General features: G+C 67.2%; 25 protein-coding genes. 17 read left to right on the forward strand and 8 right to left on the reverse strand.

Features of this window, described 5'->3' with window-relative positions; genetic code table 11:
* Positions 1–315 precede the first annotated feature (315 nt).
* Positions 316–1,500: an alkaline phosphatase family protein gene (locus tag LQR33_RS03855; RefSeq protein WP_231467689.1), complete on the forward strand. Its 1,185-nt coding sequence runs from the start codon at positions 316–318 to the stop codon at positions 1,498–1,500.
* 71 nt (positions 1,501–1,571) lie between these two features.
* The gene (locus LQR33_RS03860; protein ID WP_231467690.1) at positions 1,572–2,369 is read left to right on the forward strand and encodes a helix-turn-helix domain-containing protein; all 798 of its coding nucleotides are present in this window, start codon (positions 1,572–1,574) and stop codon (positions 2,367–2,369) included.
* Here the strand turns inward: LQR33_RS03860 and LQR33_RS03865 are convergent.
* Positions 2,327–2,629, reverse strand: coding sequence for a DUF6506 family protein (locus LQR33_RS03865; protein WP_221666247.1), 303 nt, complete (start codon positions 2,627–2,629; stop codon positions 2,327–2,329). The genes LQR33_RS03860 and LQR33_RS03865 overlap by 43 nt on opposite strands.
* A gap of 138 nt (positions 2,630–2,767) precedes the next feature.
* Between LQR33_RS03865 and LQR33_RS03870 the strand changes: the two genes are divergently transcribed.
* The 7 genes from LQR33_RS03870 to LQR33_RS03900 all read left to right on the forward strand — a co-directional run bounded on the left by LQR33_RS03870 (position 2,768) and on the right by LQR33_RS03900 (position 5,842).
* Positions 2,768–2,917 carry an NUDIX hydrolase gene (locus tag LQR33_RS03870; RefSeq protein WP_231467692.1) on the forward strand — a complete coding sequence of 50 codons (150 nt, stop codon included), beginning with the start codon at positions 2,768–2,770 and terminating at the stop codon, positions 2,915–2,917.
* Positions 2,918–3,020: 103 nt separating this feature from the next.
* The gene (locus tag LQR33_RS03875; protein ID WP_221667313.1) at positions 3,021–3,311 is read left to right on the forward strand and encodes a putative quinol monooxygenase; all 291 of its coding nucleotides are present in this window, start codon (positions 3,021–3,023) and stop codon (positions 3,309–3,311) included.
* Between the two features lie 25 nt (positions 3,312–3,336).
* Complete coding sequence (locus LQR33_RS03880; protein ID WP_166438659.1) at positions 3,337–3,690, forward strand: nuclear transport factor 2 family protein; 354 nt, start codon at positions 3,337–3,339, stop codon at positions 3,688–3,690.
* The gene (locus LQR33_RS03885; RefSeq protein ID WP_221667312.1) at positions 3,687–4,220 is read left to right on the forward strand and encodes a P-loop NTPase family protein; all 534 of its coding nucleotides are present in this window, start codon (positions 3,687–3,689) and stop codon (positions 4,218–4,220) included. Before LQR33_RS03880 ends, LQR33_RS03885 begins: the two co-directional genes overlap by 4 nt.
* On the forward strand, positions 4,154–4,771 hold the full coding sequence (locus tag LQR33_RS03890) for a P-loop nucleotide/nucleoside kinase family protein (protein WP_166438657.1): 618 nt from the start codon (positions 4,154–4,156) through the stop codon (positions 4,769–4,771). Before LQR33_RS03885 ends, LQR33_RS03890 begins: the two co-directional genes overlap by 67 nt.
* A gap of 77 nt (positions 4,772–4,848) precedes the next feature.
* Positions 4,849–5,238, forward strand: coding sequence for a YkgJ family cysteine cluster protein (locus LQR33_RS03895; protein ID WP_046158500.1), 390 nt, complete (start codon positions 4,849–4,851; stop codon positions 5,236–5,238).
* 139 nt (positions 5,239–5,377) lie between these two features.
* Entirely contained in the window at positions 5,378–5,842 is a 465-nt protein-coding gene (locus tag LQR33_RS03900; RefSeq protein ID WP_166438656.1) for a DMT family transporter, read from the forward strand.
* A gap of 41 nt (positions 5,843–5,883) precedes the next feature.
* On the opposite strand, the gene LQR33_RS03905 is transcribed toward LQR33_RS03900, so the two are convergent.
* The 4 genes from LQR33_RS03905 to LQR33_RS03920 form a co-directional block, all read right to left on the reverse strand.
* Complete coding sequence (locus LQR33_RS03905) at positions 5,884–6,078, reverse strand: hypothetical protein (protein WP_221666242.1); 195 nt, start codon at positions 6,076–6,078, stop codon at positions 5,884–5,886.
* 185 nt (positions 6,079–6,263) lie between these two features.
* Entirely contained in the window at positions 6,264–6,722 is a 459-nt protein-coding gene (locus tag LQR33_RS03910) for a glycine zipper family protein (protein WP_231467694.1), read from the reverse strand.
* Positions 6,723–6,852: 130 nt separating this feature from the next.
* The gene (locus tag LQR33_RS03915; RefSeq protein ID WP_231467696.1) at positions 6,853–7,281 is read right to left on the reverse strand and encodes a hypothetical protein; all 429 of its coding nucleotides are present in this window, start codon (positions 7,279–7,281) and stop codon (positions 6,853–6,855) included.
* Between the two features lie 71 nt (positions 7,282–7,352).
* A complete protein-coding gene (locus LQR33_RS03920; protein ID WP_221666240.1) occupies positions 7,353–7,811 on the reverse strand; it encodes a Spy/CpxP family protein refolding chaperone in 459 nt (152 codons plus the stop codon).
* A gap of 189 nt (positions 7,812–8,000) precedes the next feature.
* On the opposite strand from LQR33_RS03920, the gene LQR33_RS03925 reads away from it, so the two are divergent.
* The 7 genes from LQR33_RS03925 to LQR33_RS03955 all read left to right on the forward strand — a co-directional run bounded on the left by LQR33_RS03925 (position 8,001) and on the right by LQR33_RS03955 (position 15,142).
* Positions 8,001–10,244 carry a DUF3141 domain-containing protein gene (locus tag LQR33_RS03925; protein WP_166438652.1) on the forward strand — a complete coding sequence of 748 codons (2,244 nt, stop codon included), beginning with the start codon at positions 8,001–8,003 and terminating at the stop codon, positions 10,242–10,244.
* 61 nt (positions 10,245–10,305) lie between these two features.
* Entirely contained in the window at positions 10,306–10,566 is a 261-nt protein-coding gene (locus tag LQR33_RS03930; protein WP_221666239.1) for a VF530 family protein, read from the forward strand.
* 72 nt (positions 10,567–10,638) lie between these two features.
* A complete protein-coding gene (locus tag LQR33_RS03935; protein ID WP_166438650.1) occupies positions 10,639–11,208 on the forward strand; it encodes a DUF4337 domain-containing protein in 570 nt (189 codons plus the stop codon).
* A gap of 98 nt (positions 11,209–11,306) precedes the next feature.
* Positions 11,307–11,918, forward strand: a complete 612-nt coding sequence (gene gstA / locus LQR33_RS03940) for a glutathione transferase GstA (RefSeq protein WP_166438649.1) — start codon at positions 11,307–11,309, stop codon at positions 11,916–11,918.
* Positions 11,919–12,040: 122 nt separating this feature from the next.
* Positions 12,041–13,945: a bifunctional 2',3'-cyclic-nucleotide 2'-phosphodiesterase/3'-nucleotidase gene (locus LQR33_RS03945; RefSeq protein ID WP_231467698.1), complete on the forward strand. Its 1,905-nt coding sequence runs from the start codon at positions 12,041–12,043 to the stop codon at positions 13,943–13,945.
* A 77-nt stretch (positions 13,946–14,022) separates the two neighbouring features.
* Positions 14,023–14,355 carry a nucleotide pyrophosphohydrolase gene (locus tag LQR33_RS03950; protein WP_021478116.1) on the forward strand — a complete coding sequence of 111 codons (333 nt, stop codon included), beginning with the start codon at positions 14,023–14,025 and terminating at the stop codon, positions 14,353–14,355.
* A 52-nt stretch (positions 14,356–14,407) separates the two neighbouring features.
* Positions 14,408–15,142 carry an NAD-dependent protein deacylase gene (locus tag LQR33_RS03955; RefSeq protein WP_021478117.1) on the forward strand — a complete coding sequence of 245 codons (735 nt, stop codon included), beginning with the start codon at positions 14,408–14,410 and terminating at the stop codon, positions 15,140–15,142.
* 142 nt (positions 15,143–15,284) lie between these two features.
* Here LQR33_RS03955 and LQR33_RS03960 read toward each other — a convergent pair whose 3' ends face one another.
* Positions 15,285–15,902: a short chain dehydrogenase gene (locus LQR33_RS03960; RefSeq protein WP_221667307.1), complete on the reverse strand. Its 618-nt coding sequence runs from the start codon at positions 15,900–15,902 to the stop codon at positions 15,285–15,287.
* Positions 15,903–15,996: 94 nt separating this feature from the next.
* Here LQR33_RS03960 and LQR33_RS03965 point away from each other — a divergent pair, with 94 nt between their 5' ends.
* Positions 15,997–16,908 (forward strand): LysR family transcriptional regulator, encoded by a 912-nt coding sequence (locus LQR33_RS03965; protein WP_231467700.1) that lies wholly within the window; start codon positions 15,997–15,999, stop codon positions 16,906–16,908.
* 22 nt (positions 16,909–16,930) lie between these two features.
* Here LQR33_RS03965 and LQR33_RS03970 read toward each other — a convergent pair whose 3' ends face one another.
* Together LQR33_RS03970 and LQR33_RS03975 are read right to left on the reverse strand one after the other, a co-directional pair.
* A complete protein-coding gene (locus tag LQR33_RS03970) occupies positions 16,931–19,546 on the reverse strand; it encodes a cytochrome c peroxidase (RefSeq protein ID WP_231467702.1) in 2,616 nt (871 codons plus the stop codon).
* A gap of 63 nt (positions 19,547–19,609) precedes the next feature.
* Entirely contained in the window at positions 19,610–20,173 is a 564-nt protein-coding gene (locus tag LQR33_RS03975) for a hypothetical protein (RefSeq protein WP_166438643.1), read from the reverse strand.
* Positions 20,174–20,206 lie beyond the last annotated feature (33 nt).

Genomic DNA, 20,206 nt, shown 5'->3' on the forward strand with positions numbered 1-20,206 from the left:
CGGCCTCGCCCACCGCCGCGCCCGCAGCGCCGCCCAGCGCGCCGCCGACGATGGTGGACGTGTCCGCTTGAGCCGTCGCGGCCAATCCAGCCAAACTCAGCGAAATAATGACAAATGCGCGCTTCATGCGTCTATCTCCGGTAAAAAAACTGATGGCTTGCAGCTTACTGGTTTGAGAGGCGGCCAACTGTATCGGATTGTTATTGAATGTAAATTCAATGTTAATGAGGATTGTCGAATTGTTATCTGCACCGCGTTGACGCGGGGCCGCGCGCTGCCGAAAATGGGGCTCTTACCATTCCCGGGAGGGCCGCGATGGCCGATCTGGCTTCCTTGTGCCCCGGCGCGGCATGGCCGGACTACCAGGGCGGCGGGCTGCTCAATCTGATGCAGACGCTGAGCCTGGAATTGGGCGGACCCGACCTGGGCCATGCGCCATTGGCATCCGACGCCTTGGCCGGCATCGGCCGCCGCCGCCATGTCTGCCTGATCCTGATCGACGGGTTGGGCGATGCTCAACTGCGGCGACTGGGGCCGGACAGCCGGCTGCGCTCGCTGCAGCGAGAGACGATCAGCAGCGTGTTTCCGCCGACCACCGCGGCGGCCGTCACCACGGTGCTGACCGGCCGCTCGCCGGCCGAGCACGGCCTGATAGGCTGGCACCAGCTGCATGGCGAGGAAATCATCGCGCCCTTGCCCCTGTACGCCCGCCATCCGGCCGACGCCGGCGGGCAGGAGTTGCGGCGCGCGGACACCCTGTACCGCGCGCGACCGCTGTTCGACCGCCTGGCGCGGCCGGCGTTCCTTTATCTGCCCGATTTCATCGCCTATTCCCCATGCAGCCGCTACCACGCCGGCGGCGCGGAGCGCGTCGCCTACCGCGGGGGAATGGCCGACGGTTTTGCCCGGCTGGCGCGGCGGCTGGCCGACCCGGAGCCGGCCTTCCACTACCTGTACCTGCCGCAGCTGGACACGCTGATGCATGAGCAGGGGCCGGATTCCGACGCGGCGCGGGCGCTGTTGGCGGAAATCGACGCCGCTTTCGCCGCGCTGCTGGGCGAGGCCGAAGGTTGCGGCGCGGTGGTGATCGCGATCGCCGATCACGGCTTCATCGCCGCGCCGGACGCGCAATGGCTGGACGTGGACGCCGATCCGGAACTGTACGGCCTGCTGGCGCGACCGCTGTCCGGCGAGACGCGGCTGGCTTACTGCCATCTGAGGCCGGACTGCGCCGCGCGCTTCATCGAATTGGCGCGGGAACGGCTGGGCCATGCCTGTTGGGTGGTGGAAAGCCGCGAGTTGCGGACGTCCGGCGCGTTCGGCCCGGGGCCGGCGCATCCGGACCTGGCTCGCCGCTGCGGCGATGTGGCGCTGATCGCCAAGCCTGGCTGGAATCTGCGCGACACGCTGCCGGGGGAGGAGACGCTGCGCCTCGCCGGCGTGCACGCCGGCGTCCACCCGGACGAGCAGGCGATTCCGCTGATCGTCTACCGGGGTTGAGCGGCACATTTTCACAAGCGTAGGCGGGCGGGCCGCCGCAGAATGGCCGAAGTTTTTTCTGGATATCGCCGATGCAGTCGCAACAACGCAGGCCCGATCCAGGGTTGGAGCCATGGATACATAGTTACCGCCGCTACCGTTTCGGGCCGGATGATCCCGCGGTGCTGACGCTATTGCCGGGCACCGGCGCGGAGCTGTGGCAGGGCGCGGATGGCTCGGCGGGCTTGCTGTGTCCCCGCCAGCGCATTCAACGGATCGCGCGGCCGGCGCTGCCGGTATTCGTGGTGCGTTTCCACGCCGGCGCGCTGGCGCAATTCTGTTCGCTTCCCTTATCAGAACTGGTGGACCGCGTCACGCCGCCGGCGCGCGCGTGGCCGGGGACGGATGGCTTGTGGACAAGAATCGGGCGCGCCGATTTCGACGCGCAATGCGAGCAGGCGGGCCGTTTCCTGCGCGGACGGCTGCGGACGGAGCCTGAGCTGGAACGAATGCGGCGCCTGGCGCGGCGGATGTTTGCCGACAGCGCCGGCTTCGTACTGGGCGAGCACGCGGCGGAGGCGGGCGTGGACCGGTTCGGCCTGTCCCGCCGCTTCCATGCCAGCCAGGGCGTGACCGCCAAGCTGTTCCACCGGTTGTGCCGGTTCGAGAAGTTTTTCCGCGACGCGGCGTTCCAGCCGAGGCCGGCCCTGGCCGGGCTGGCCTGGGAGCATGGCTATTGCGACCAATCCCATCTGCACCGCGACGCGTTGGCCTTCGGCGGGCAGCCGCCGGCGCGTTTGCTGCGCGATCCGGCGCTGGCCCTGTTTTATTCTCCGTTGGTCGGCGTTCAGGCCAGCTTGTCGCCGGAGCGGTGGCCGAGCAAGGGGTGAGGATCGAAGCGCACCGCGCCGACCGCGGCCAGTTCGCCGACCGCGGCGGCGACGATGGCGACGCCCTGGTGGCCGAAGCCGCCGCACAGCTCGATGGCGGCGCAGCCTTGTTCAGCCAATTCGCGGGCGACTTCGCCGGCCTCGCGGTAGCTGGAGACGGCGAGGGTGATGACCTCCACTTCCGGCGTCGCGGTGACGGCGCGATGGCGTTGAGGGTCGCCGTGGGGGGCGATGAAGATAAAGGCGGCTTTCAGAGCCATGGCGGTTTCCTTTGCTGTGTGTGGAAGCCCGAGCTTAAGCGGCGCCTCGCCCGGCAATCTTGGAAAAACGTGCGGCGGTGGATCTGAATATTTCAATGTGATTTTGTCGATGTTATGCTGATTAGTTTTTGAGGGGCGATGGAACATAGGATCGAGGCAGGCGTAATCGTCGAGCATGAGGGCAGGATTCTGATGGTTCGGCATTGCAAGCCGGGCGCCTACGATTTCTGGGCGGCGCAGGGCGGAGGAGCGATAGGCGACGAGCCTCTGGCCGACGCCGCGAGGTGAGGATGGAGTGCTATTGATATGGGCGGAGGGGCTGCCGCCTGTCTGAGTGTTTGATCTCGCAGCCGAGATTTGGCCAGATTAATTGATCGCAATGGAGAAGACGATGTTTCCCCTGATCGTGAGCTTGGAAGCGAAAACGGCAGCTGATGTTCCAGCCATCGCCGCTGCGCTGGCGCGGATGCGGCCGCTGTGCCTGGCGGAGCCCGGCTGCCTGTTGTGGCAGGCCTACCATTCCGAGGCCGATCCCAAGGTGTTCGTGCTGGTCGAGCATTGGGAAACCCGCGCGCACTGGGAGGCGCATGGCAAGCTGGACGCGATCCAGACCATCTATCTGCCCGAGGTGCTGCCGCGAACCAGGCGCGCCGCCCATCCATCCACGCTGCTGGGCGTTTAGGCCCAGGTCTGAAAAGGTCACGCCGATGCTGGACAAGACATTCGCCGAGGAGCTGGCGCGGGAATGGATAGACGCCTGGAACAGCCATGACCTGGCGCGCATCCTGGCGCATTACCGCGACGATTTCGAAATGAGCTCGCCGTATATCGCCGAGATGGCCGGCGAGCCATCTGGCCGGCTGCAGGGCAAGCCGGCGGTGGCCGCCTACTGGGCCGAGGCGCTGCGGCGCCTGCCCGATCTGTATTTCGAGCATCTGGCCACGCTGACCGGAACCGATTCGCTGACGATACATTACCGCGGCGCGCGCGGCTTGGCGGCCGAAGTGTTGTGGCTGGATGATGCCGGCAGAATCCGGCGCGCGGCGGCGCACTACCAATGACTGCGCCATTGCCTGGCCGGGTATTGATCGTCGGCGGCAGCGGCGCCGGCAAGAGCACGCTGGCGGCCCGCTTGGCCGCAGTCTCCGACGCGCCGCTGGCGGAGCTCGACGCCTGGTTCTGGGGGCCTGGCTGGACGCGGCGGGAAACGTTCGCCGCCGAAGTGGCGGCGCTGGCGGAACAGCCGCGCTGGGTGGCGGAGGGCAGCTACTCGTCCGCGCTGCGGACGCTGATGCCGCGCGCCGAGCTGGTGGTCTGGCTGGATTATCCGCGGCCTTTGCAGGCTTGGCGCATCGCGCGGCGCAGCCTGCTGCGAATCTGGCGCCGGCAGACGCTGGCGCATGGCAACCGCGAAACCTTGCGCGGCACGCTGTTCTCAAGGGATTCCTTGCTGCTGTGGATGTGGCGCGGCCATGGCAAGCGGCGCGACGAGTTATCGGTCCTGCGCGCGGCGCGCCCGGAATCGTGGCTAGTCTTCCGCGTCCCGACGCAAGCGGCGAGCTGGCTGAGCGGGCTGCGCTGGCCGGCATGATTGAGTCCGCCCTGCTGCTGATCAGCGGCTTGCCTGGCAGCGGCAAGAGCACGCTGGCGCGCGGCGTGGCCGAGGGGCTGGGTTGGCCATGCCTGGATAAAGATGATTTCCTTGAAGCGCTGTTCGACGCGCGCGGCATGGGCGACATGGCCTGGCGCAGAGCGTTGAGCCGCGAGGCCGACTCGCATTTTCTGGAGGCGCTGCAAGCCGCGCCACGCGCCGTGGCTTGCTCCTGGTGGCGGCATCCGCAGGGAGAGGGCGACTCAGGCACGTCGCTTGCGGATTTGGCGCGGCCTGGACGCCTAGTGTTGGAGCTGCACTGCCGTTGTCCCGCCGAATTGGCTGCCGCGCGTTTCGCCCGGCGCGCCCGCCATCCCGGCCACTTGGATGCTCAACGAGATTTCACAGACTTGTCGCTGCAGTTGCGCCGCTCCGAGCATTTAGGTCCTTTGGGCCTTGGGCAATGCCTGATTCTGGATACTTCGGTCCCAGCCGATTTGACCGGAGCGCTGGCGTGGACGCGTGATGCGCTTGCCGTCGGCGCTTGCTGATCCGCCGCGGCATCCGTAGAATGCGCGCTTTCCCGCAAGGGGAAAGTTTCGCGTATTCAATGTGTTAAGGACGAGCCGTGGCCGACATCAACCGCCTGGAAACCTGGATCAAGTACAAGAACGGCCTGTGCGGCGACTGCATGGCGTCCTGTTGCACGATGCCGGTGGAAGTGAAGCTGCCGGATCTGGTGCGCATCGGCGTGGTGGACGAGTTCGAGCTGGAAGAGCCGATCAAGAACATCGCCAAGCGGCTGGAAAAGCAGCGGGTGATCCAGCATTTCAATTTCAAGAACAGCTTGTTCACGCTGGCGCAGCGCGCCAATGGCGATTGCCTGTATCTGGATGCGCAGACCCGGCGCTGCACCATCTACGAGCGCCGCCCCAATACCTGCCGCAACCATCCCAAGATTGGTCCCAAACCGGGCTTTTGCGCCTATACCCGCGACAGCCGTCCGCGTCAGAAGTAATTCATTTATCATTGCTGGTCGCCTTGCTGCCGGTGTCGCGCAGCAGGCAGGGGCTGGATCGCGTTCCACGTGGAACAGCGGCACGGCATCGGCCTCCGCCATGGGCGGCGGCTGCCAATTGTGATTGAGGAGCGCGGCGATGCAGGCAATTTTTCCCTTGCTGGCCTTTCTGGTCGGAGTGGTGGTGCCGCTGCAGGCGGCGGTCAACAACCAGTTGCGCCTGTTGCTGGGCAACAGCACGCTGCTGGCGGCGCTGGTGTCGTTCGGCACCGGCTGCCTGACCCTGGTGCTGCTGTCGCTGGCGACTGGCCAGCGCTGGCAAAATCTGGCGGCGCTGGTCCGCGTCGAATGGTGGATGTTGCTGGGCGGGGTGCTGGGCGCGGGTTTCGTATTCGGCACCACCTTGCTGGCGCCGCGCCTGGGCGTGGCGACCATGGTTTCCCTGATCATCGCGGGTCAGGTGTTCACTTCGTTGTGCTTCGACCGCTTTGGCTGGCTGATGATGCCCTTGCGCGAGTTGAGCGCGGCCAAGCTGACTGGCGCGGCGTTGGTGGTGGCGGGCGTGCTGCTGGTGAATTTCGGCGACCGCTGGTTCGGCCGCTGAAATGCGATCCCGCCGGTCGGGCCGGCGGGATGTCGGGTCGTTTACTGCTGGGTGGACGGCGCTTGTGGAGCCGGCGCCTGGATCGGAGCCGAGGGCGCCGGGTTCATGTCCTGCAGCGACAGCGGCACGCTGGGCGGCACGGCGGGATTGTCGAAGGGGCGGACATTGGCGTCCTGGGCGCTGGCGAAGGCGCTGGCCAGCAATAACGCCAGCGAGGTCATGAGCAGTCTGAGCATGGCGGAATCCTTTGATGTTGTTGAACGGATCGCCCTCGGTTTTCCTGTTGCGGCCCCGGAAATGTATTGGGCGTACTTTCATTATTAATGCCAATTCGGCCGAAGATGTTTCCTGAAATTCTCTTTTTGTTTCAATATGTTGAATGGTTTGTTTGTTGAGTGATTTTGCTTGCATGGCATGATTCTCAATAGGGCGGCGGCGGCAGGTAGGCGCGCCGCGCCGGGTATTGGCCCGGCAGTTGATTGCCTTTCGCGTACATGCATTGCTGGTAGGCGATGTTGTAACGTGTTTGCGCATCGTAGCCGGCGTAAGCGCCGTTGGAGCCGCCCACCGCGGCGCCAGCCAAGAGGCCCATGCCGGCGCCGACGCCGGCGCCCTGGTGGTTGCCGCCTATCAGCGCGCCGGCCGCGGCGCCCACCACGGTGCCCAGCGCCATATTGCCGGCCAGCGTGGCGTTGGACGCGTCGGCGGCGGCCGCGCCGCTGTTGTTGGCGGCGTAGGCCCGGCATTGCTGTTCTTCCTGCGCGAATACGTCGAACGGCTTGCCCGGCGCCGGCATCACCGCCACAGTCGGGCCGGTGGGCAGCGTGGCGCAGGCGGCCAGCAGCGACGGCAGCAGCATCATGCAATAGCGTGCTTTCATGGCGTTTCCTTCGGCTTAGAGCCGCTAACAAAACCCCTGATCCTGCGTTACGCCTCCTTGTCGTACGACTGGTACTGCCTGCGTCGGCGTGCCTTGGCTCAGGTCCTCTGCGAGGTTTTGTTAGCGGCTATTATCTGGGCGGCTGCGCCGGCACGGTTTTCCAGCCGCCCGGACATTCGCTGACGTAGGGGTAGTACTGTTTGGCCGCCTTGCAGTAGTACCAGACCTGGGCCGGCTCCTGTGGCGCGGCGGCGACCGGCGGCGGCGCGGGCGGCATCGCAGGGACGACGGGCACGGCCGGGGCCACTGCGACGGCGGGCGGGGCATACAGGCTGGGATAGGGATAGATGGGCGCGGTGTAGAAGTACCAGGCGCCGCCGGCCACCCACCACCAGCCCATCCGGCCCTGGTAGTAGCCGTGGTGCCAGTAGCCGCCGCGCCAGACGTTGATGCTGATGCGCGGCCCGCCGTGGTGGTAGTACGCCTCGGCGGGGGCGACGGCGGCCACGGCCAGCGCAGCGGCCAGCAGCGCGCCGCTCAAGCGGATGCAGGCTTTCATGATGGGCCTCTTTCGGTCGGTTGCCGCGCGCGGAGCGATGGACGCCGCCGCGCGCAAATCAAGTCGCGGGATCAGCCGTTGGCCGGGGCCGCGCCTTCCGGTTTCTTATGATGCTGCCACTTGCCGCGCGGGCCGTGCAGATTGTCCATGGTCTTCTGCTGTTCCGGCGTCAGTTGCGCGTAGAAGGCCTTCAGCGCGTCCAGGCGCTGCTGCATCCGGGCTTGCTGGCGCTGCATCATGCTTTCCATCTTCTCCGGCGCGGTGGCGTTGGCGTCCATCGGCGGCTTTTCCATCTTTTCCGGCTTCATCGACGCGGTGAACGTCTGCCAGGCGGCTTCCTGCTGCGGCTGGATCTTCAGCTTGTCATGCAACGCCTGCAGATGCTTGGCGCGCATTTCCTCGCGCTTGGCCGGCTCCATATGCCAGCCCTTGTGGGCGGAAGCCGGGGCAGGAGCATCGTCGGCGTAGGCGGCGGCGGAGCCAGCGAACAGCAAGCCGGCGACAAGCAGGGGTTTGAGCAGCTGGGTCATGACGGTTTTCCTTCGCATGGGCTGTAGGTGGCTGCAGTATTGGATGCAAATGTCTGGCGAGTTTTGCCGTGGAAATCGCTTATGTTTCCGACTGTTAATCTGCAATAACTTGTTGATACTCTTGCCATCGAGAGGTGGGGGCGGCAGCCGTGGGCTACAGTGAAAGCTGCGGACAACCGGGAGATCTGCATGGCGGAAACCGACAAGGGGGGATGGTGGTCGCTGGGCCAGCACTGGGCCGACTACTGGACTGACGCCGTCCAGCGCGGCCTGCTGTTCTGCGATGTGCTGCGCGAGCGCGGCGACACCTATCTGGACCACCAGGCGTCCGGCAATCCGCCGGTGCTGGTGTTCGATTTCGACATCATCGTCGATGGCCGCGAGCTGGACGAGCCGGTCAACTACGCGCTGGCGGCGATCCGCCCGCCGGCCAACTGCCCGCCGACCGATCCGGAGCTGCGCCCCTTCGTGGTGATAGACCCGCGCGCCGGCCACGGGCCCGGCATCGGCGGCTTCAAGATGGACAGCGAGATCGGCATCGCGCTGCGCCAGGGCCATCCCTGCTATTTCGTGATGTTCTTCCCGGTGCCGGTGCCCGGCCAGACCATAGAGTGCGTGTGGCGGGCGGAAAAGGCTTTCCTGCGCAGGGTGCGCGAGGCGCATCCGGGCAACGCCGGCAAGCCGTTCGTGATCGGCAACTGCCAGGGCGGCTGGGCGCTGACGATGGTGGCGGCCTCGGCGCCGGAAGACGTCGGCCCCATCCTGCTGGCCGGCTCGCCGCTGTCCTACTGGGCCGGCGTGGCCGGCAAGAACCCGATGCGCTACCAGGGCGGCATGCTGGGCGGCACCTGGCTGGCTTCGCTGACCGGCGACTTGGGTCACGGCCAGTTCGACGGCGCGCACCTGGTTTCCAATTTCGAGCAGATGGACCCGGCCAATACCTATTGGAAGAAGGGCTACCACCTGTACGCCAACATCGACAAGGAGCGCAGCCGCTTCCTGGAGTTCGAGCGCTGGTGGGGCGGCCACTACCTGCTCAACAAGGAAGAGATGGAGTGGATCAGCCAGAACCTGTTCGTCGGCAACCGGCTGAGCCGCGGCGAGGTGTATCTGGACGACGGCGAGGCGAGGATAGATCTCAGGCAGATCCGCTCGCCCATCATCGTGTTCGCGTCCTGGGGCGACAACATCACGCCGCCGCAGCAGGCGCTGTTCTGGATCGCCGATCTGTACAAGGACGTGGAGGAGATCCGCGGCAACGAGCAGACCATTGTTTATTGCCTGCACGAGCAGATCGGCCACCTCGGCATCTTCGTGTCCGCCGGCGTCGCCAACAAGGAGCACAGCGAGCTGGCCAGCGCGCTGGACCTGATCGACGTGCTGCCGCCCGGCCTGTACGAGGCGGTGATCACTGACACCTACCCGGAAATGCCCGGCCTGCAGTATCTGCAGGGCCGCTACGTGATCCGCTTCGAGCCGCGCGAGGTGGAGGACATCCTGGCGCTGGGCGACGGCCGCGACGGCGAGCGCGCGTTCCAGGTGGTGAAGCGGGTGGCGGAGATCAACCAGCAGCTGTACGACAGCTTCGTGTCGCCGTGGCTGCAGGCCTGCACCACGCCGTGGACCGCGCACCTGATGCGCGAGATGCACCCGTCGCGCTTCGAGCGGCGCTGGTTCTCCAGCCGCAACCCCTTGCTGAACGGCTTGTCGGACTGGGCCGGCAAGGTAAGGGAGGCGCGCAAGCCGGTGGACGGCGACAACCCGTTCTGGCAATGGCAGCAGACCGTGTCCGACTGGACCGCCAGCTTGCTGGACGGCTGGCGCGACCAGCGCGACGCCATGAAGGAAATGACCTTCCGCGCCGTTTACGACGCGCCGCTGACCGCCGCGCTGGTGGGGCTGGATCCGCGCCGGCCCTATCGGGTGCGCAAGAACGGGGGCGGCTGGGAGCGCGCTGAGATGCTGCGCCTGAAGCGGCGCGAGCTGGAGGAGCATTATTCCGAAGGCGGCGCGGTGGACGGTTTCCTGCGCCTGTTGATCTACGTCGCCATCGGCAACGGCGTGGTCGACGTGCGGCCGTTCAACGCGATACGCCGGGTGATGCAGGACACCGGCCTGGGCGAGGAGTTGACGCTGGAGGCGTTCAAGCAGGCGGTGCGGCGCCAGACCTGGCTGGTGCGCAACGACGAAAAGCGCGCGCTGGCCACCATCCAGGACCTGCTGCCCGGAGAGGCGCAGCGGGCGATGGCGCTGGAGTTGGTGATGCTGCTGTTGGCGGCGGCCGGGCCGATCAGCGTGGAGAAGCAGCAGCGGTTGGGCCGAGTGGCGCTGGCGATGGGCGTGACGGCCGGTGAGGTGCCGGACGCCGGCGAGGCGGTGGTGCTGAAAAAGCCGCGCGCGACGCGCAGCCGCAAGAAAACGGCGGCCAAGTAGCTTTGCCAGCGGACGGGCGGCGGCTTACACTCGCCGCTTTTGCTTATACAGGATGTTTTCGATGAGTGGCCAGGCCAATAACTCCACCCACGGCGTCACGCTGGAAATGATGCTGAACCAGTTGCACGCGCATTACGGCTGGGAAGGGCTGGCGGCGCGCGTCGACATCCGCTGCTTCCGCAACGATCCCAGCATCAAGTCCAGCCTGGTCTTTTTGCGCCGCACGCCATGGGCGCGCGCGCAGGTGGAGGCGCTGTTCGTCGAAATGAAGAGCCGGCCGGCGGATTCCCGGCCGCGCTTGTTCGGCAAGAAGGCCGGCTGACATCCGATCGCCTCTTGCCGCGTTATGTTGAACAAGGCGGCGGATGGTCCGGCGCCGGCCAAGGGGAACAATATGGAAGTCGAAATCAGCGTGGAAGCGGAGAAGAAGCGTCTGAACAGCTGGGTGGCGCTGACCGTGGTGGTGCTGTCGGTGCTGATGGGCTTGGGCAAGCTGAAGGACGACAATATCGTCCAGGCGCGCCAATTGCTGAAGGCCGACGCGGCGGACGCCTGGTCCGAATACCAGGCCAAGAAGATCAAGCTGCACCTGACCGAGGCAGGCATGCGCCAGGCGGAGCTGCTGGCGCTGGCGAACCCGGCCAGCGCGGCGGCGCTGAAGCCGCAGCAGGAGCAATTGCGGCATGAGCTGGCGCGCTACAAGGTTGAAAGCGAGGCGCTGCGCGGCAAGGCCGAAGCCAAGGAAGGCGCGATCGAGCCCTTGAACGCCCGCCACGATTTGTTCGACATCAGCGACGCCGGGCTGTCTATCGCGGTGGCCTGCGCGGCGGTGGCGGCGCTGTCGGCCAACCTGTTGCCGCTGTTCGCGTCCTGGGGCTTCGGCGCGCTGGGCATCCTGTTCTGGCTGGCCGGTTTCGCCGGCTGGAACCTGCGCATCGAGTGGTTGATCAGCCTGCTGGGATGACGGCGAAACCCTGGCGGGAAGGGGGTTGCAATCGGCATGGTTTTGGATCAGGCTGGCGCGATTGCGGTTTGTCCCATCCTTCCCACAGGAGCATTGCGATGAAACTGTATTACTCGTCCGGGGCCTGCTCGCTGGCTTCGCACATCGTCCTGTTCGCCAGCGGCCTGCCGTTCAGCGCGGAGTCGGTCAGCCTGCGCGAGGTGCCGCACACCACTGCCGGCGGCGCCGACTTCACCGCCATCAATCCCAAGGGCTATGTGCCGGCGCTGCAGCTGGACAACGGCGAGCTGCTGACCGAGGGTGTGGCCATCATGCAGTACATCGCCGACCAGGTTCCCGACAAGCAGCTGGCGCCGGCCAACGGCACGCTGCCGCGCTACCGGCTGCAGGAGTGGCTGAATTTCATCTCCACCGAAGTCCACAAGAACTTCTCGCCGATCTTCTCCGGCAAGACCGACGAGGTCAAGGAAGACGCTTGGGCGCGCCTGCAGCCGCGGTTCGCGCTGCTGCAAGCGCAACTGGAGAAGACACCTTATCTGCTGGGCGGCCAGTTCAGCGTGGCTGATGCCTATCTGTTCACCTGCCTGTCCTGGGCGCAGTATCTGCAGCGCTCGCTGGCGGCCTACCCGGCGCTGCTGGCTTTCCTGAAGCGGGTGGCCGAGTTGCCGGCGACCCAGCAGGCGCTGAAGGCGGAAGGCCTGCTCAAGTAAGCTTGTCTTCCTCGTTTCTCCGATGCCCGGCCGATGCCGGGCATTTTGCTTGGCGCGGCGGGGAGGGATCGAGGCCGGCGTATAATGCGGACGCGATAAAAACACTCAAAAGGCCTTCCCTGATGAAATCCGCGCCGTTGTTCGCTTCTCTCGCCGCCGTGTTCGCCGTCTCCGCCTGGGCCGCGCCGGTCCAGCTGCGGGTGCTGGAAACCTCCGACGTCCACATGAATTTGCTGGCCTACGACTATTACCAGGACAAGCCGGCGGCCGATTTCGGCCTGGAGCGCGCCGCCAGCCTGATCGCCGCAGCGCGCGCCGAGGTACCTAACAGTCTGCTGATCGACAACGGCGATCTGCTGCAGGGCAGCCCGATGGGCGACCTGGTGGCCAAAATCAAGCCGCTGCGGGCCGGCGACACCCACCCGGCCTACAAGGTGCTCAATGCGTTGGGCTACGACGCCGGCAATCTGGGCAACCACGAATTCAACTATGGCCTGCCTTTCCTGACGCAGTCGCTGAAGGGCGCGGCCTTTCCCTACGTCAACGCCAACGTGCTGGACGCCAGCACCGGCCAGCCGCTGTTCACGCCCTATGTCCTGCTCAAGCGCGAAGTGAAGGACGCCGAGGGCAAGGCCCATGCGTTGACCATCGGCGTGATCGGTTTCGCTCCGCCGCAAATCCTGCAATGGGACAAGAACAATCTTCAGGGCAAGGTCACGGTGCGGGACATCCTGGAAACCGCGCGCGACTATGTGCCCAAGATGCGCGCCGCCGGTGCCGACCTGGTGATCGCGGTGCCGCATTCCGGCTTCGAGAAGGGCGAGCTGCCGCGCTTCGCCGAAAATGCGGTGTCCGGCCTGGCCGAGGTGCCGGGCATCGACGCCATCCTGTTCGGCCACGCCCATGCCGAGTTTCCGTCCGCCGCCTTCGCCGGCTATCCCGGCGTGAACCTGCAGGCCGGCACCATCCATGGCGTGCCGGCGGCGATGCCGGGCCGCTGGGGCGACCACCTGGGCGTGATCGACCTGACGCTGGAGCAGTCGGACGGCAAGTGGCGGGTGGTCGACAAGCGGGCGACGCTCAGGCCCATTTTCGACAAGCAGGCGAAGAAGCCGCTGGCGGACATCGATCCGCGCGTGAAGGCGCTGATCGGACCCGAACACCAGGCGACGCTGGACTACGTGCGCGGCGAGGTGGCCGCCACCCGCCGGCCGATCTACAGCTACTTCGCCCAGGCGGCCGACGATCCCTCGGTGGCTATCGTCGCCGAGGCGCAGCGCTGGTATATGCAGCGGGCGCTGCAGGGCACCGAATACGAGAAGCTGCCCATCCTGTCCGCCGCCGCGCCGTTCAAGGCAGGCGGCCGCCAGGGCTGGAATTACTACACCGACATTCCGGCCGGCAAGCTGGCCATCCGCAACCTGGCAGACCTCTACATCTATCCCAACACCATCAAGGCGGTGAAGATCACCGGCGCCGACGTGCGCGAGTGGCTGGAGATGTCGGCCGGCCAGTTCAATCGCATCGACCCCAAGGGCCCGGCCGCGCAGGCGCTGATCAATCCGGAGTTCCGCTCCTATAACTTCGACAGCCTGTACGGCGTCAGCTACCAGGTCGACGTCACCCAGCCGGCGCGCTACGACGGCGATGGCAAGCTGGCGGCGCCGGACAGCCACCGCATCGTCAACCTGACCTTCAACGGCAAGCCCATCGATCCCGCCCAGCGCTTCATCGTGGTGACCAACAATTACCGCGCCAGCGGCGGCGGCAACTTTCCAGGCATCACCGCCGACAAGATCGTGGTGGACGCTCCGGACGAGAACCGCGCCGCGCTGGCGAGTTATCTCGCCAGCAAGAAGGTGATCGACCTGGGGCAGGGCAGGAACTGGCGCGTGCTGCCGGTGGCCGGCGTCGGCCTGCGGTTTACCACCGGCGCGGGTGCGATGCGCTATCTGCCGGAACAGAAGCAGTTCAAGCTGGCGCGGGACAACGGCGACGGCTCGGTGACGCTGGAGCTGGCGGAATAAGATCGAAGGCCGGCTGCGCGCCTGGAGCCGGATTCGCCGGCCGCGGCTGGCGTTCCACGTGAAACGAGAAAGTGACGATGAATCAAGACAAACTGATCGATGTCGGCGGCCTGACCGCCGCCTTGCAGCGCTTCGCCGACGAGCGGGATTGGAACCGGCATCATTCGCCGCGCAATCTGTTGCTGGCGCTGGTGGGCGAGGTGGGTGAGCTGGCGGAGATCTTCCAGTGGCTGGATGACGACGCTGCGGCGCGGTTGCGCGACGATCCGGCCAAGTTCACCCATCTGCAGGAGGAGATCGCCGACGTGTTGTTGTATCTGACGCGGCTGGCGATGGTGACCGGCGTCGATCTGGACGAGGCGGTTCGGGATAAGATGGTCAAGAACGCAATAAAATATCCGGTGGCTTGACCCTTACGCTATAGTGGCCATGGGGCATGGCCCGGCGGCAAGGAAGCGGTGGATGAGCGTGACGGAAAGGCAAGTGCAGTATCTGCGGCAACTGGTGGGCGGCGCGCGGCGCATCGCGGTATTGACCGGCGCCGGCATGAGCACCGAATCCGGCATCCCCGACTTCCGCTCCGCCGACGGCCTGTGGTCCAGAGACATGAGCCTGGCCGACGCGGTATCGGTGGACTACTTCCAGCGCGATCCCGCCGCTTTCTGGCGCGCCTTCCGCGACATCTTCCACATCAAGCTGGTGGGCGACTACCAGCCCAACGACGGCCACCGCTTCCTCGCCGCGCTGGAGGAGGACGGCAAGGAAGTCACCATCCTCACCCAGAACATCGACGGCCTGCACGGCCGGGCCGGCAGCCGCCGCGTTCTGGAATTGCACGGCACGCTGCTGACCGCCAGCTGCCCGGATTGCCGCACGCCGCATCCGCTGGATTACGTGCAGCAGCACGAGCTTCCGGCTTGCCGCCGCTGCGGCGCGGCGTTGAAGCCGGACGTGGTGCTGTACGGCGAGGCGGTGCCGATGATAGACGTGGCCTTTCAGGCGGCGCTGAACGCCGAGCTGCTGCTGGTGATGGGCTCGTCGCTGGAAGTGTCGCCGGTCAACCTGATCCCGGTGGAAGCGGCGCGGGCCGGCATTCCCTGCGCGCTGATCAACTACACGCCCACCCGCTTCGACGCCTTGTTCGACCTGTGCATCCACGCCGGCATCGGCGAAACCTGCCGCCAGCTGCGTTCCTGATCCCTTCGGCATGATGCCGGGCCCGCGCTTATCTTGAGAAAGCGTTTCAAGGGGACGGGCGATGGATCGCATCCATTGGAACCACGGGCTGGATCCGGGCGCGGGTTTCGCCGGCGACATCGCCGCCGCCATTCTGCTGTGGCTAGTCCAGCCGGCCCAGCCGGTAAGTCTGGCCGGTCTGCGCGCCCTCTATGCTCAGGCTATAGGCGCGCGCCACCTGGCGCGCCTCCACCAGCGGCACGCCGCGGAACAGCGGCCCGTATTCGGCTTCCGATTCAGCCAGCAGCAGCGGGCTGACCAGATTGATGCGCAGCCGGCGCGGCAGCTCGACCGCGGCGGCGTTGACGAAGCCCTCCAGCGCGGCGTTGGCCATGTAGACGTTGCTCAGCAGCGGCACGATGGCCTGCGGCTGCCAGGCGCCGCCCACCAGCGTGAACGAGCCGCCGTCGGCCAGCTGGTCCAGCCCGCGCAGCACCAGATTGACCTGGCCCATCAGCTTGGAGTCCAACCCGACGCGATAGCGCTCGGCGTTCATTTCGGCCAGCGGCCCGACGTGGCCATTGCGGCCGCCGGTGGCCACCGCCACCGCGTCGAGCCGGGGCAGTTGTTGATACATGTCGGCGATGCTTTGCTCGTCTTCGATGTCCACGCGCACGTCGCCGTGATGGCGGCCGGCGGCGATGATTTCGTGGCGGCCGGACAGCTCGGCGGCGATGGCGCGGCCGATGTTGCCGCTGGCGCCTATCAGCAGGATTTTCATCTCGTCTTCCTTGCAGCTTGTGTGGGGGAACCGTCAGCTTAGGCGCGCGCGCGGCTTGGAAAAACCGGACAAACGTGGAAGTATTGGAACCAATATGGAAACAATCGAACCCTCATCCGAACTGGCGCTGGTCTTTCTCGAAGTGGCGGAGGCCGGCAGCATCACCGCCGCTGCCGAGCGGCTGGCCACGTCCAAGTCGCAGGTCAGCAAGCAGCTGAGCCGGCTGGAGGCGCTACTGGGCGCGCAGCTGTTGTTTCGCAGCACCCGCAAACTGACGCTGACCGAGGCCGGCCATGCCTATCTCGGCTACTGCCGCCGGTTGCGGACGCTGCTGCGGGAGTCGGCCGCGGCGGTGCGCGGCCTGAGCGGCGACGCGGACGGCACGGTGAGGCTGACGGTGCCGCAGATGTTCGCCGGCGCGTTCGGCGCCGAGCTATTGTTGGCTTTTCATCAACAGTATCCGCGCATCTCGGTGGAGCTGGACGTCAGCGTGGCCGAGCGCGATCTGGAGGAGGACGGCTTCGATCTGGCCATCCGCTCCAGCCGGGAGCTGCCGCCGCAGCTGGTGGCTCGCCCGCTGTTCCAGACCCGCGACTGGGTGGTGGCGGCGCCGTCGCTGCTGGCCGAACGCGGCGCGCCGGCCGAGCCGGCCGATCTGGCGCGGCTGCCCTGCGTGGTGCACAGCCGCTACCATGGCGGCGCGCGCTGGCGTTTCGAGCGCGAGGGGCGAGCGGAAGAGGTGGAGGTGCCGCATTGGCTGCAGGTCAGCGATTACAGCCTGAACCGCAAGCTGGCCGAAGCCGGCGCCGGTTTTGCGCGGCTGCCGGATTTCGTCGCCGAAGCCGCCTTGATCGGCGGCAGGCTGGCCAGAGTGCTGGCCGGTTGGGAGACGCCGGCGCGGCCGGTCTATCTCGTCTATCCGAAGAAAACGCCGCAGCCGGCCAAGTCCCGGGCGCTGATCGATTTCTGCGCCCAGTGGTTCGCCGCCAAGCCAGGCCGGGGCTGAGGGCGCCGGCCTAGCCGGGCGCTCAGCGGCGCGACAGCTCGTCCAGCCCCGCGGGTTTCAGCCGCGGCGGTCCGGACAGCGCCCGCAGGAAGGCCTGCAGCGCCTGTTTTTCCGCCTCGCTGAGGCCAAGAGGCTTGAGCAGCGGCGAAGGCTTGGGCTGGGTGTATTTGTCCAAGCCGGCCGCGGCCACCTCGTTGCCCCCGTTGTTGTAGAACTCCAGCACGCCGCCGCCGTCGTCGGTGAACAGCGGCATGTCGCCGTTGTGCATGTAGCCGCCGGTGTACAGCAGCTCGCGCAGGCCCGGCGTGCGGAAGGCGCCCATGTCCTCGGCGCGGCCGGTGACCGCGCCGCGGCCCCGGTCCTCGCGGTCGCGACCGATGAAGTGCAGGCCCAGGTTGTGGAAGCGCTGGTCGGACAATTCCGGCCCGTTGTGGCAGTTGAGGCAGCGCGCCTTGGTGCGGAACAGCTGCAGGCCCCACAGCGCCTGGTCGCTCAGGGCCTGCGCGTCTCCCTTCAGGAAACGGTCGAAGGCGCTGTCGCGGCTGATCAGCGTCCGCTCGAAGGTGGCCAGCGCCTGCGCCAGCCGTCCGCTGTCCACCGCGGCGTCGCCGAAGGCGGCGGCGAACAGCGGCGGGTATTCCGGCGCGGCGGCGATCTTGGCCACCGCCGCGGCCAGCGGCTGGTGCATTTCCAGCGGATTGGCGATCGGCCCCAGCGCTTGTTGTTCCAGGTTGGCGGCGCGGCCGTCCCAGAACAGGCGGGCGAAGTAGCCGCTGTTGATCACCGTCGGCGCGTTGCGGCCGCCCAGCTGGCCGATATGGCCGGACGAGACTTCGCGGGGGTCGGCCCAGCCGTGGGCGGGGTCGTGGCAGCTGGCGCAGGCGATGCGGTTGTTGCGCGACAGCCGGGCATCGAAGAACAGCTTTTCGCCCAGCGCCGCCTTGGCCGGCGTATAGGGATTGTCGGCCGGGAACGGCATTGCCGGCAGCAGGCCCAGATCGCGGAAACCGTCGCGGGCGGCGGCGTCCAGCGTCGGCGCCGGCCAATCCGGCTGCGCGGCCTGGCCGGGGCGGTAGCGCAGGTAGCGCTGGCGCCAGTCGGCCAGCGTGGCGGCGTCGGGCGGCGTGTCGTCGCTGTCCGGCATCGGCGGCTTGGCCGCGCGTTTGCTGATGGCCAGCAAGGCTGCGGCGCCGGTGTCGGCGTATTGGCCGTCCGCGCGCAGGATGCGCGCCTTGCCGGCATTGTCCCGCACCCAGATCGCTTGCGTCGCCGCGGCGGCGGGGAAGGCCGCGCGGAATGCGGCGTCGCCCGCCAGGCGCAGCTGCAGCCAGCGGCTGCCGTCCACGGTGCTGGGCAGCGACCAGTCGCGCTGGCCGCACCAGGCCTGGCCGTTGGCTTCGCCTAGCGCGGAAGAGACTTGCCCAGGCTGGATGTCGCGCGGGCGCGCCTGCCACAGCACCACATTGAGGAAGGCGTCCGGATGTTCGCCGTCGTCGACGCAGGCGGCGGCGTCGCCCGGCTTGGCCAGCTCGCCGGCGCGGTCCACGGGGATGTAGGGCGGAATGGTTTGCGGCAGGTCTTCCGGATTGGGCGCGTCCGGCAGCGCTGGGCCGCGCACCAGCCGTATCTTGGCCGGCATGCCCAGGCTCAGGCTGACGTGCGGCAGAGTGCGGTGGGTGTCGTCGAAGGCGACCGCCAGCGAACCCCGCGCCTGGCGGCTGGTGGCGGTCCAGTAGAACGCCGGCTCGGCGTCGGGGAAGGCGTGGCGGTCGATCGCCGGCAGATTGCGCTGAGGGTCGAGCTGGCTCCAGTCGAGCAGCGTTTTCAGCTCGCGTTCGCTGGGCAGCCTCCAGTCGTCGTGGCCGCACAGCTTCTGCTGATTGACCGCGTCGACGTAGGTGACGGCCAGGCAGTCCTCCTGGCCCGGCTCGCACTGGGCCGGGCGCTCGGTTTTGCGGCTGGCGCTGGCGTAATAGCTGTGCAGGCGGCTGCGCAGCCCGGATTCCGCTTTCACTTCCCAGCTGAGCCCGGTCTGGCTGTCGTCCGCGCAGCCGGCGGCATCGCCGGACGCCAGCGGGTGGCCGTCGGCGGCGTCGCGGGCCTGGAAGCGGGCGGGGCGCTTGGGATCGAGCGCGGCCAAGCTCAACTGCAGATGGGCCTGCGCGTATTCGGCGCTGACCAGGCTGCGGCCGATGCCGAGCCGATCGATCAGGGCCTGGGCGTCGTCGATGTCGGCCAGCTTTTGCGGCTGCTGGAAGCGGGCGGCGTCGGCCGGGGCTATCTGGATGCCGTTGGCGGGGTTGTCGTCGCTGTCCAGCGTCAGCAGCAGGCGGGCGATCTTCAGCGCGGCGGGATCGCCGGCGTCTTGCGCGCCGGCCAGGCTGAGCGGGGTCAATACCGGCGAGCCGGCGGCGGCGCCGATCTCCAGTTTGCCGATGCGGAAGGCGACGGTTTCGCCGCTCAGGTATTGGAATTCGCCGGCGGCGGTGGTTTTGCCGGCGCGGGTGGGGGTTTCGTAATCCAGGCCGCTGACGGCGCTGTCGATGAAGCGGCCGGTTTGCGGCGGCGAGGCGGCGGGGCCGCCGCCGCAGCCGGCGAGCAGCAGGGCGGAGGCTAAGGTGCAGGCGAGGCGGTGCATTGTAATGAGAATTATTTGCAAAATTCTCGATTATGCCCCGCCGCGGCCTTCCGCAGCAAACCATTACATCGCAGGCGGGAATGTCCCCTGGTCTTCGCAGTTTTCCACCAGGATGTCGTCCGGGCTGGTATTGGGCACGTAGACCTGGTTGACCGGCGATGGCGGGAAGTCGGGATCGGGCGCGCAGTCGGCGCTTTGGCCCGGGCCCACCGCCACCTGGACGCCGGCTTTCAGCTGGCAGCGCACCACGCTGTTGAGCTGGCTCCAGGCCGGGCAGATCGCGTTGGCCGCCTGATATTGGGCGACCGGGCCCTGCGGCTGGCTGAACGACCACCAGCGGCCGAGTCGGGAATTGGGCTTGGCGCTGTCCCACACTCGGTAGACGACTACGCCGGCGGCGGCGTCCTGACGATAGACCGCGCCTTCGCACAGGCCGCCTTTGCCCGGCTCGCCGACGGCCTTGGCCAGCAGTTCTGGATTCTGCGCCGCGCTCATGCCGGCGGGCGGCGGCAGCACGCCGCCGACGCAGCCGTTGGCGGGCAGGCCCGGTTTGGCGGGAGGGGTGGAGCAGGCAATCAGGATCAGGCTGAATGAAGCGACGACGGCGCGGCGCAGCAGGGCGGACATGGCGAGTCTCCAGTCGGTGGGAAAGCGGTTCGC

Origin of the sequence: Chromobacterium piscinae (assembly GCF_021129175.1) — a bacterium.
Classification (GTDB): Bacteria; Pseudomonadota; Gammaproteobacteria; order Burkholderiales; family Chromobacteriaceae; genus Chromobacterium; species Chromobacterium piscinae.

Bases quoted from the DNA above. Each gene is read 5' to 3' on its own strand.
- LQR33_RS03900 (WP_166438656.1), top strand. From the start codon at position 5,378: ATGCAGGCAATTTTTCCCTTGCTGGCCTTTCTGGTCGGAGTGGTGGTG.
- LQR33_RS03875 (WP_221667313.1), top strand. From the start codon at position 3,021: ATGTTTCCCCTGATCGTGAGCTTGGAAGCGAAAACGGCAGCTGATGTT.
- gstA (WP_166438649.1), top strand. From the start codon at position 11,307: ATGAAACTGTATTACTCGTCCGGGGCCTGCTCGCTGGCTTCGCACATC.
- LQR33_RS03945 (WP_231467698.1), top strand. From the start codon at position 12,041: ATGAAATCCGCGCCGTTGTTCGCTTCTCTCGCCGCCGTGTTCGCCGTC.
- LQR33_RS03855 (WP_231467689.1), top strand. From the start codon at position 316: ATGGCCGATCTGGCTTCCTTGTGCCCCGGCGCGGCATGGCCGGACTAC.
- LQR33_RS03905 (WP_221666242.1), bottom strand. From the start codon at position 6,078: ATGCTCAGACTGCTCATGACCTCGCTGGCGTTATTGCTGGCCAGCGCC.
- LQR33_RS03965 (WP_231467700.1), top strand. From the start codon at position 15,997: ATGGAAACAATCGAACCCTCATCCGAACTGGCGCTGGTCTTTCTCGAA.
- LQR33_RS03860 (WP_231467690.1), top strand. From the start codon at position 1,572: ATGCAGTCGCAACAACGCAGGCCCGATCCAGGGTTGGAGCCATGGATA.
- LQR33_RS03930 (WP_221666239.1), top strand. From the start codon at position 10,306: ATGAGTGGCCAGGCCAATAACTCCACCCACGGCGTCACGCTGGAAATG.
- LQR33_RS03910 (WP_231467694.1), bottom strand. From the start codon at position 6,722: ATGAAAGCACGCTATTGCATGATGCTGCTGCCGTCGCTGCTGGCCGCC.
- LQR33_RS03955 (WP_021478117.1), top strand. From the start codon at position 14,408: ATGAGCGTGACGGAAAGGCAAGTGCAGTATCTGCGGCAACTGGTGGGC.
- LQR33_RS03950 (WP_021478116.1), top strand. From the start codon at position 14,023: ATGAATCAAGACAAACTGATCGATGTCGGCGGCCTGACCGCCGCCTTG.
- LQR33_RS03880 (WP_166438659.1), top strand. From the start codon at position 3,337: ATGCTGGACAAGACATTCGCCGAGGAGCTGGCGCGGGAATGGATAGAC.
- LQR33_RS03975 (WP_166438643.1), bottom strand. From the start codon at position 20,173: ATGTCCGCCCTGCTGCGCCGCGCCGTCGTCGCTTCATTCAGCCTGATC.
- LQR33_RS03920 (WP_221666240.1), bottom strand. From the start codon at position 7,811: ATGACCCAGCTGCTCAAACCCCTGCTTGTCGCCGGCTTGCTGTTCGCT.
- LQR33_RS03925 (WP_166438652.1), top strand. From the start codon at position 8,001: ATGGCGGAAACCGACAAGGGGGGATGGTGGTCGCTGGGCCAGCACTGG.
- LQR33_RS03865 (WP_221666247.1), bottom strand. From the start codon at position 2,629: ATGGCTCTGAAAGCCGCCTTTATCTTCATCGCCCCCCACGGCGACCCT.
- LQR33_RS03970 (WP_231467702.1), bottom strand. From the start codon at position 19,546: ATGCACCGCCTCGCCTGCACCTTAGCCTCCGCCCTGCTGCTCGCCGGC.
- LQR33_RS03915 (WP_231467696.1), bottom strand. From the start codon at position 7,281: ATGAAAGCCTGCATCCGCTTGAGCGGCGCGCTGCTGGCCGCTGCGCTG.
- LQR33_RS03960 (WP_221667307.1), bottom strand. From the start codon at position 15,902: ATGAAAATCCTGCTGATAGGCGCCAGCGGCAACATCGGCCGCGCCATC.
- LQR33_RS03885 (WP_221667312.1), top strand. From the start codon at position 3,687: ATGACTGCGCCATTGCCTGGCCGGGTATTGATCGTCGGCGGCAGCGGC.
- LQR33_RS03935 (WP_166438650.1), top strand. From the start codon at position 10,639: ATGGAAGTCGAAATCAGCGTGGAAGCGGAGAAGAAGCGTCTGAACAGC.
- LQR33_RS03870 (WP_231467692.1), top strand. From the start codon at position 2,768: ATGGAACATAGGATCGAGGCAGGCGTAATCGTCGAGCATGAGGGCAGG.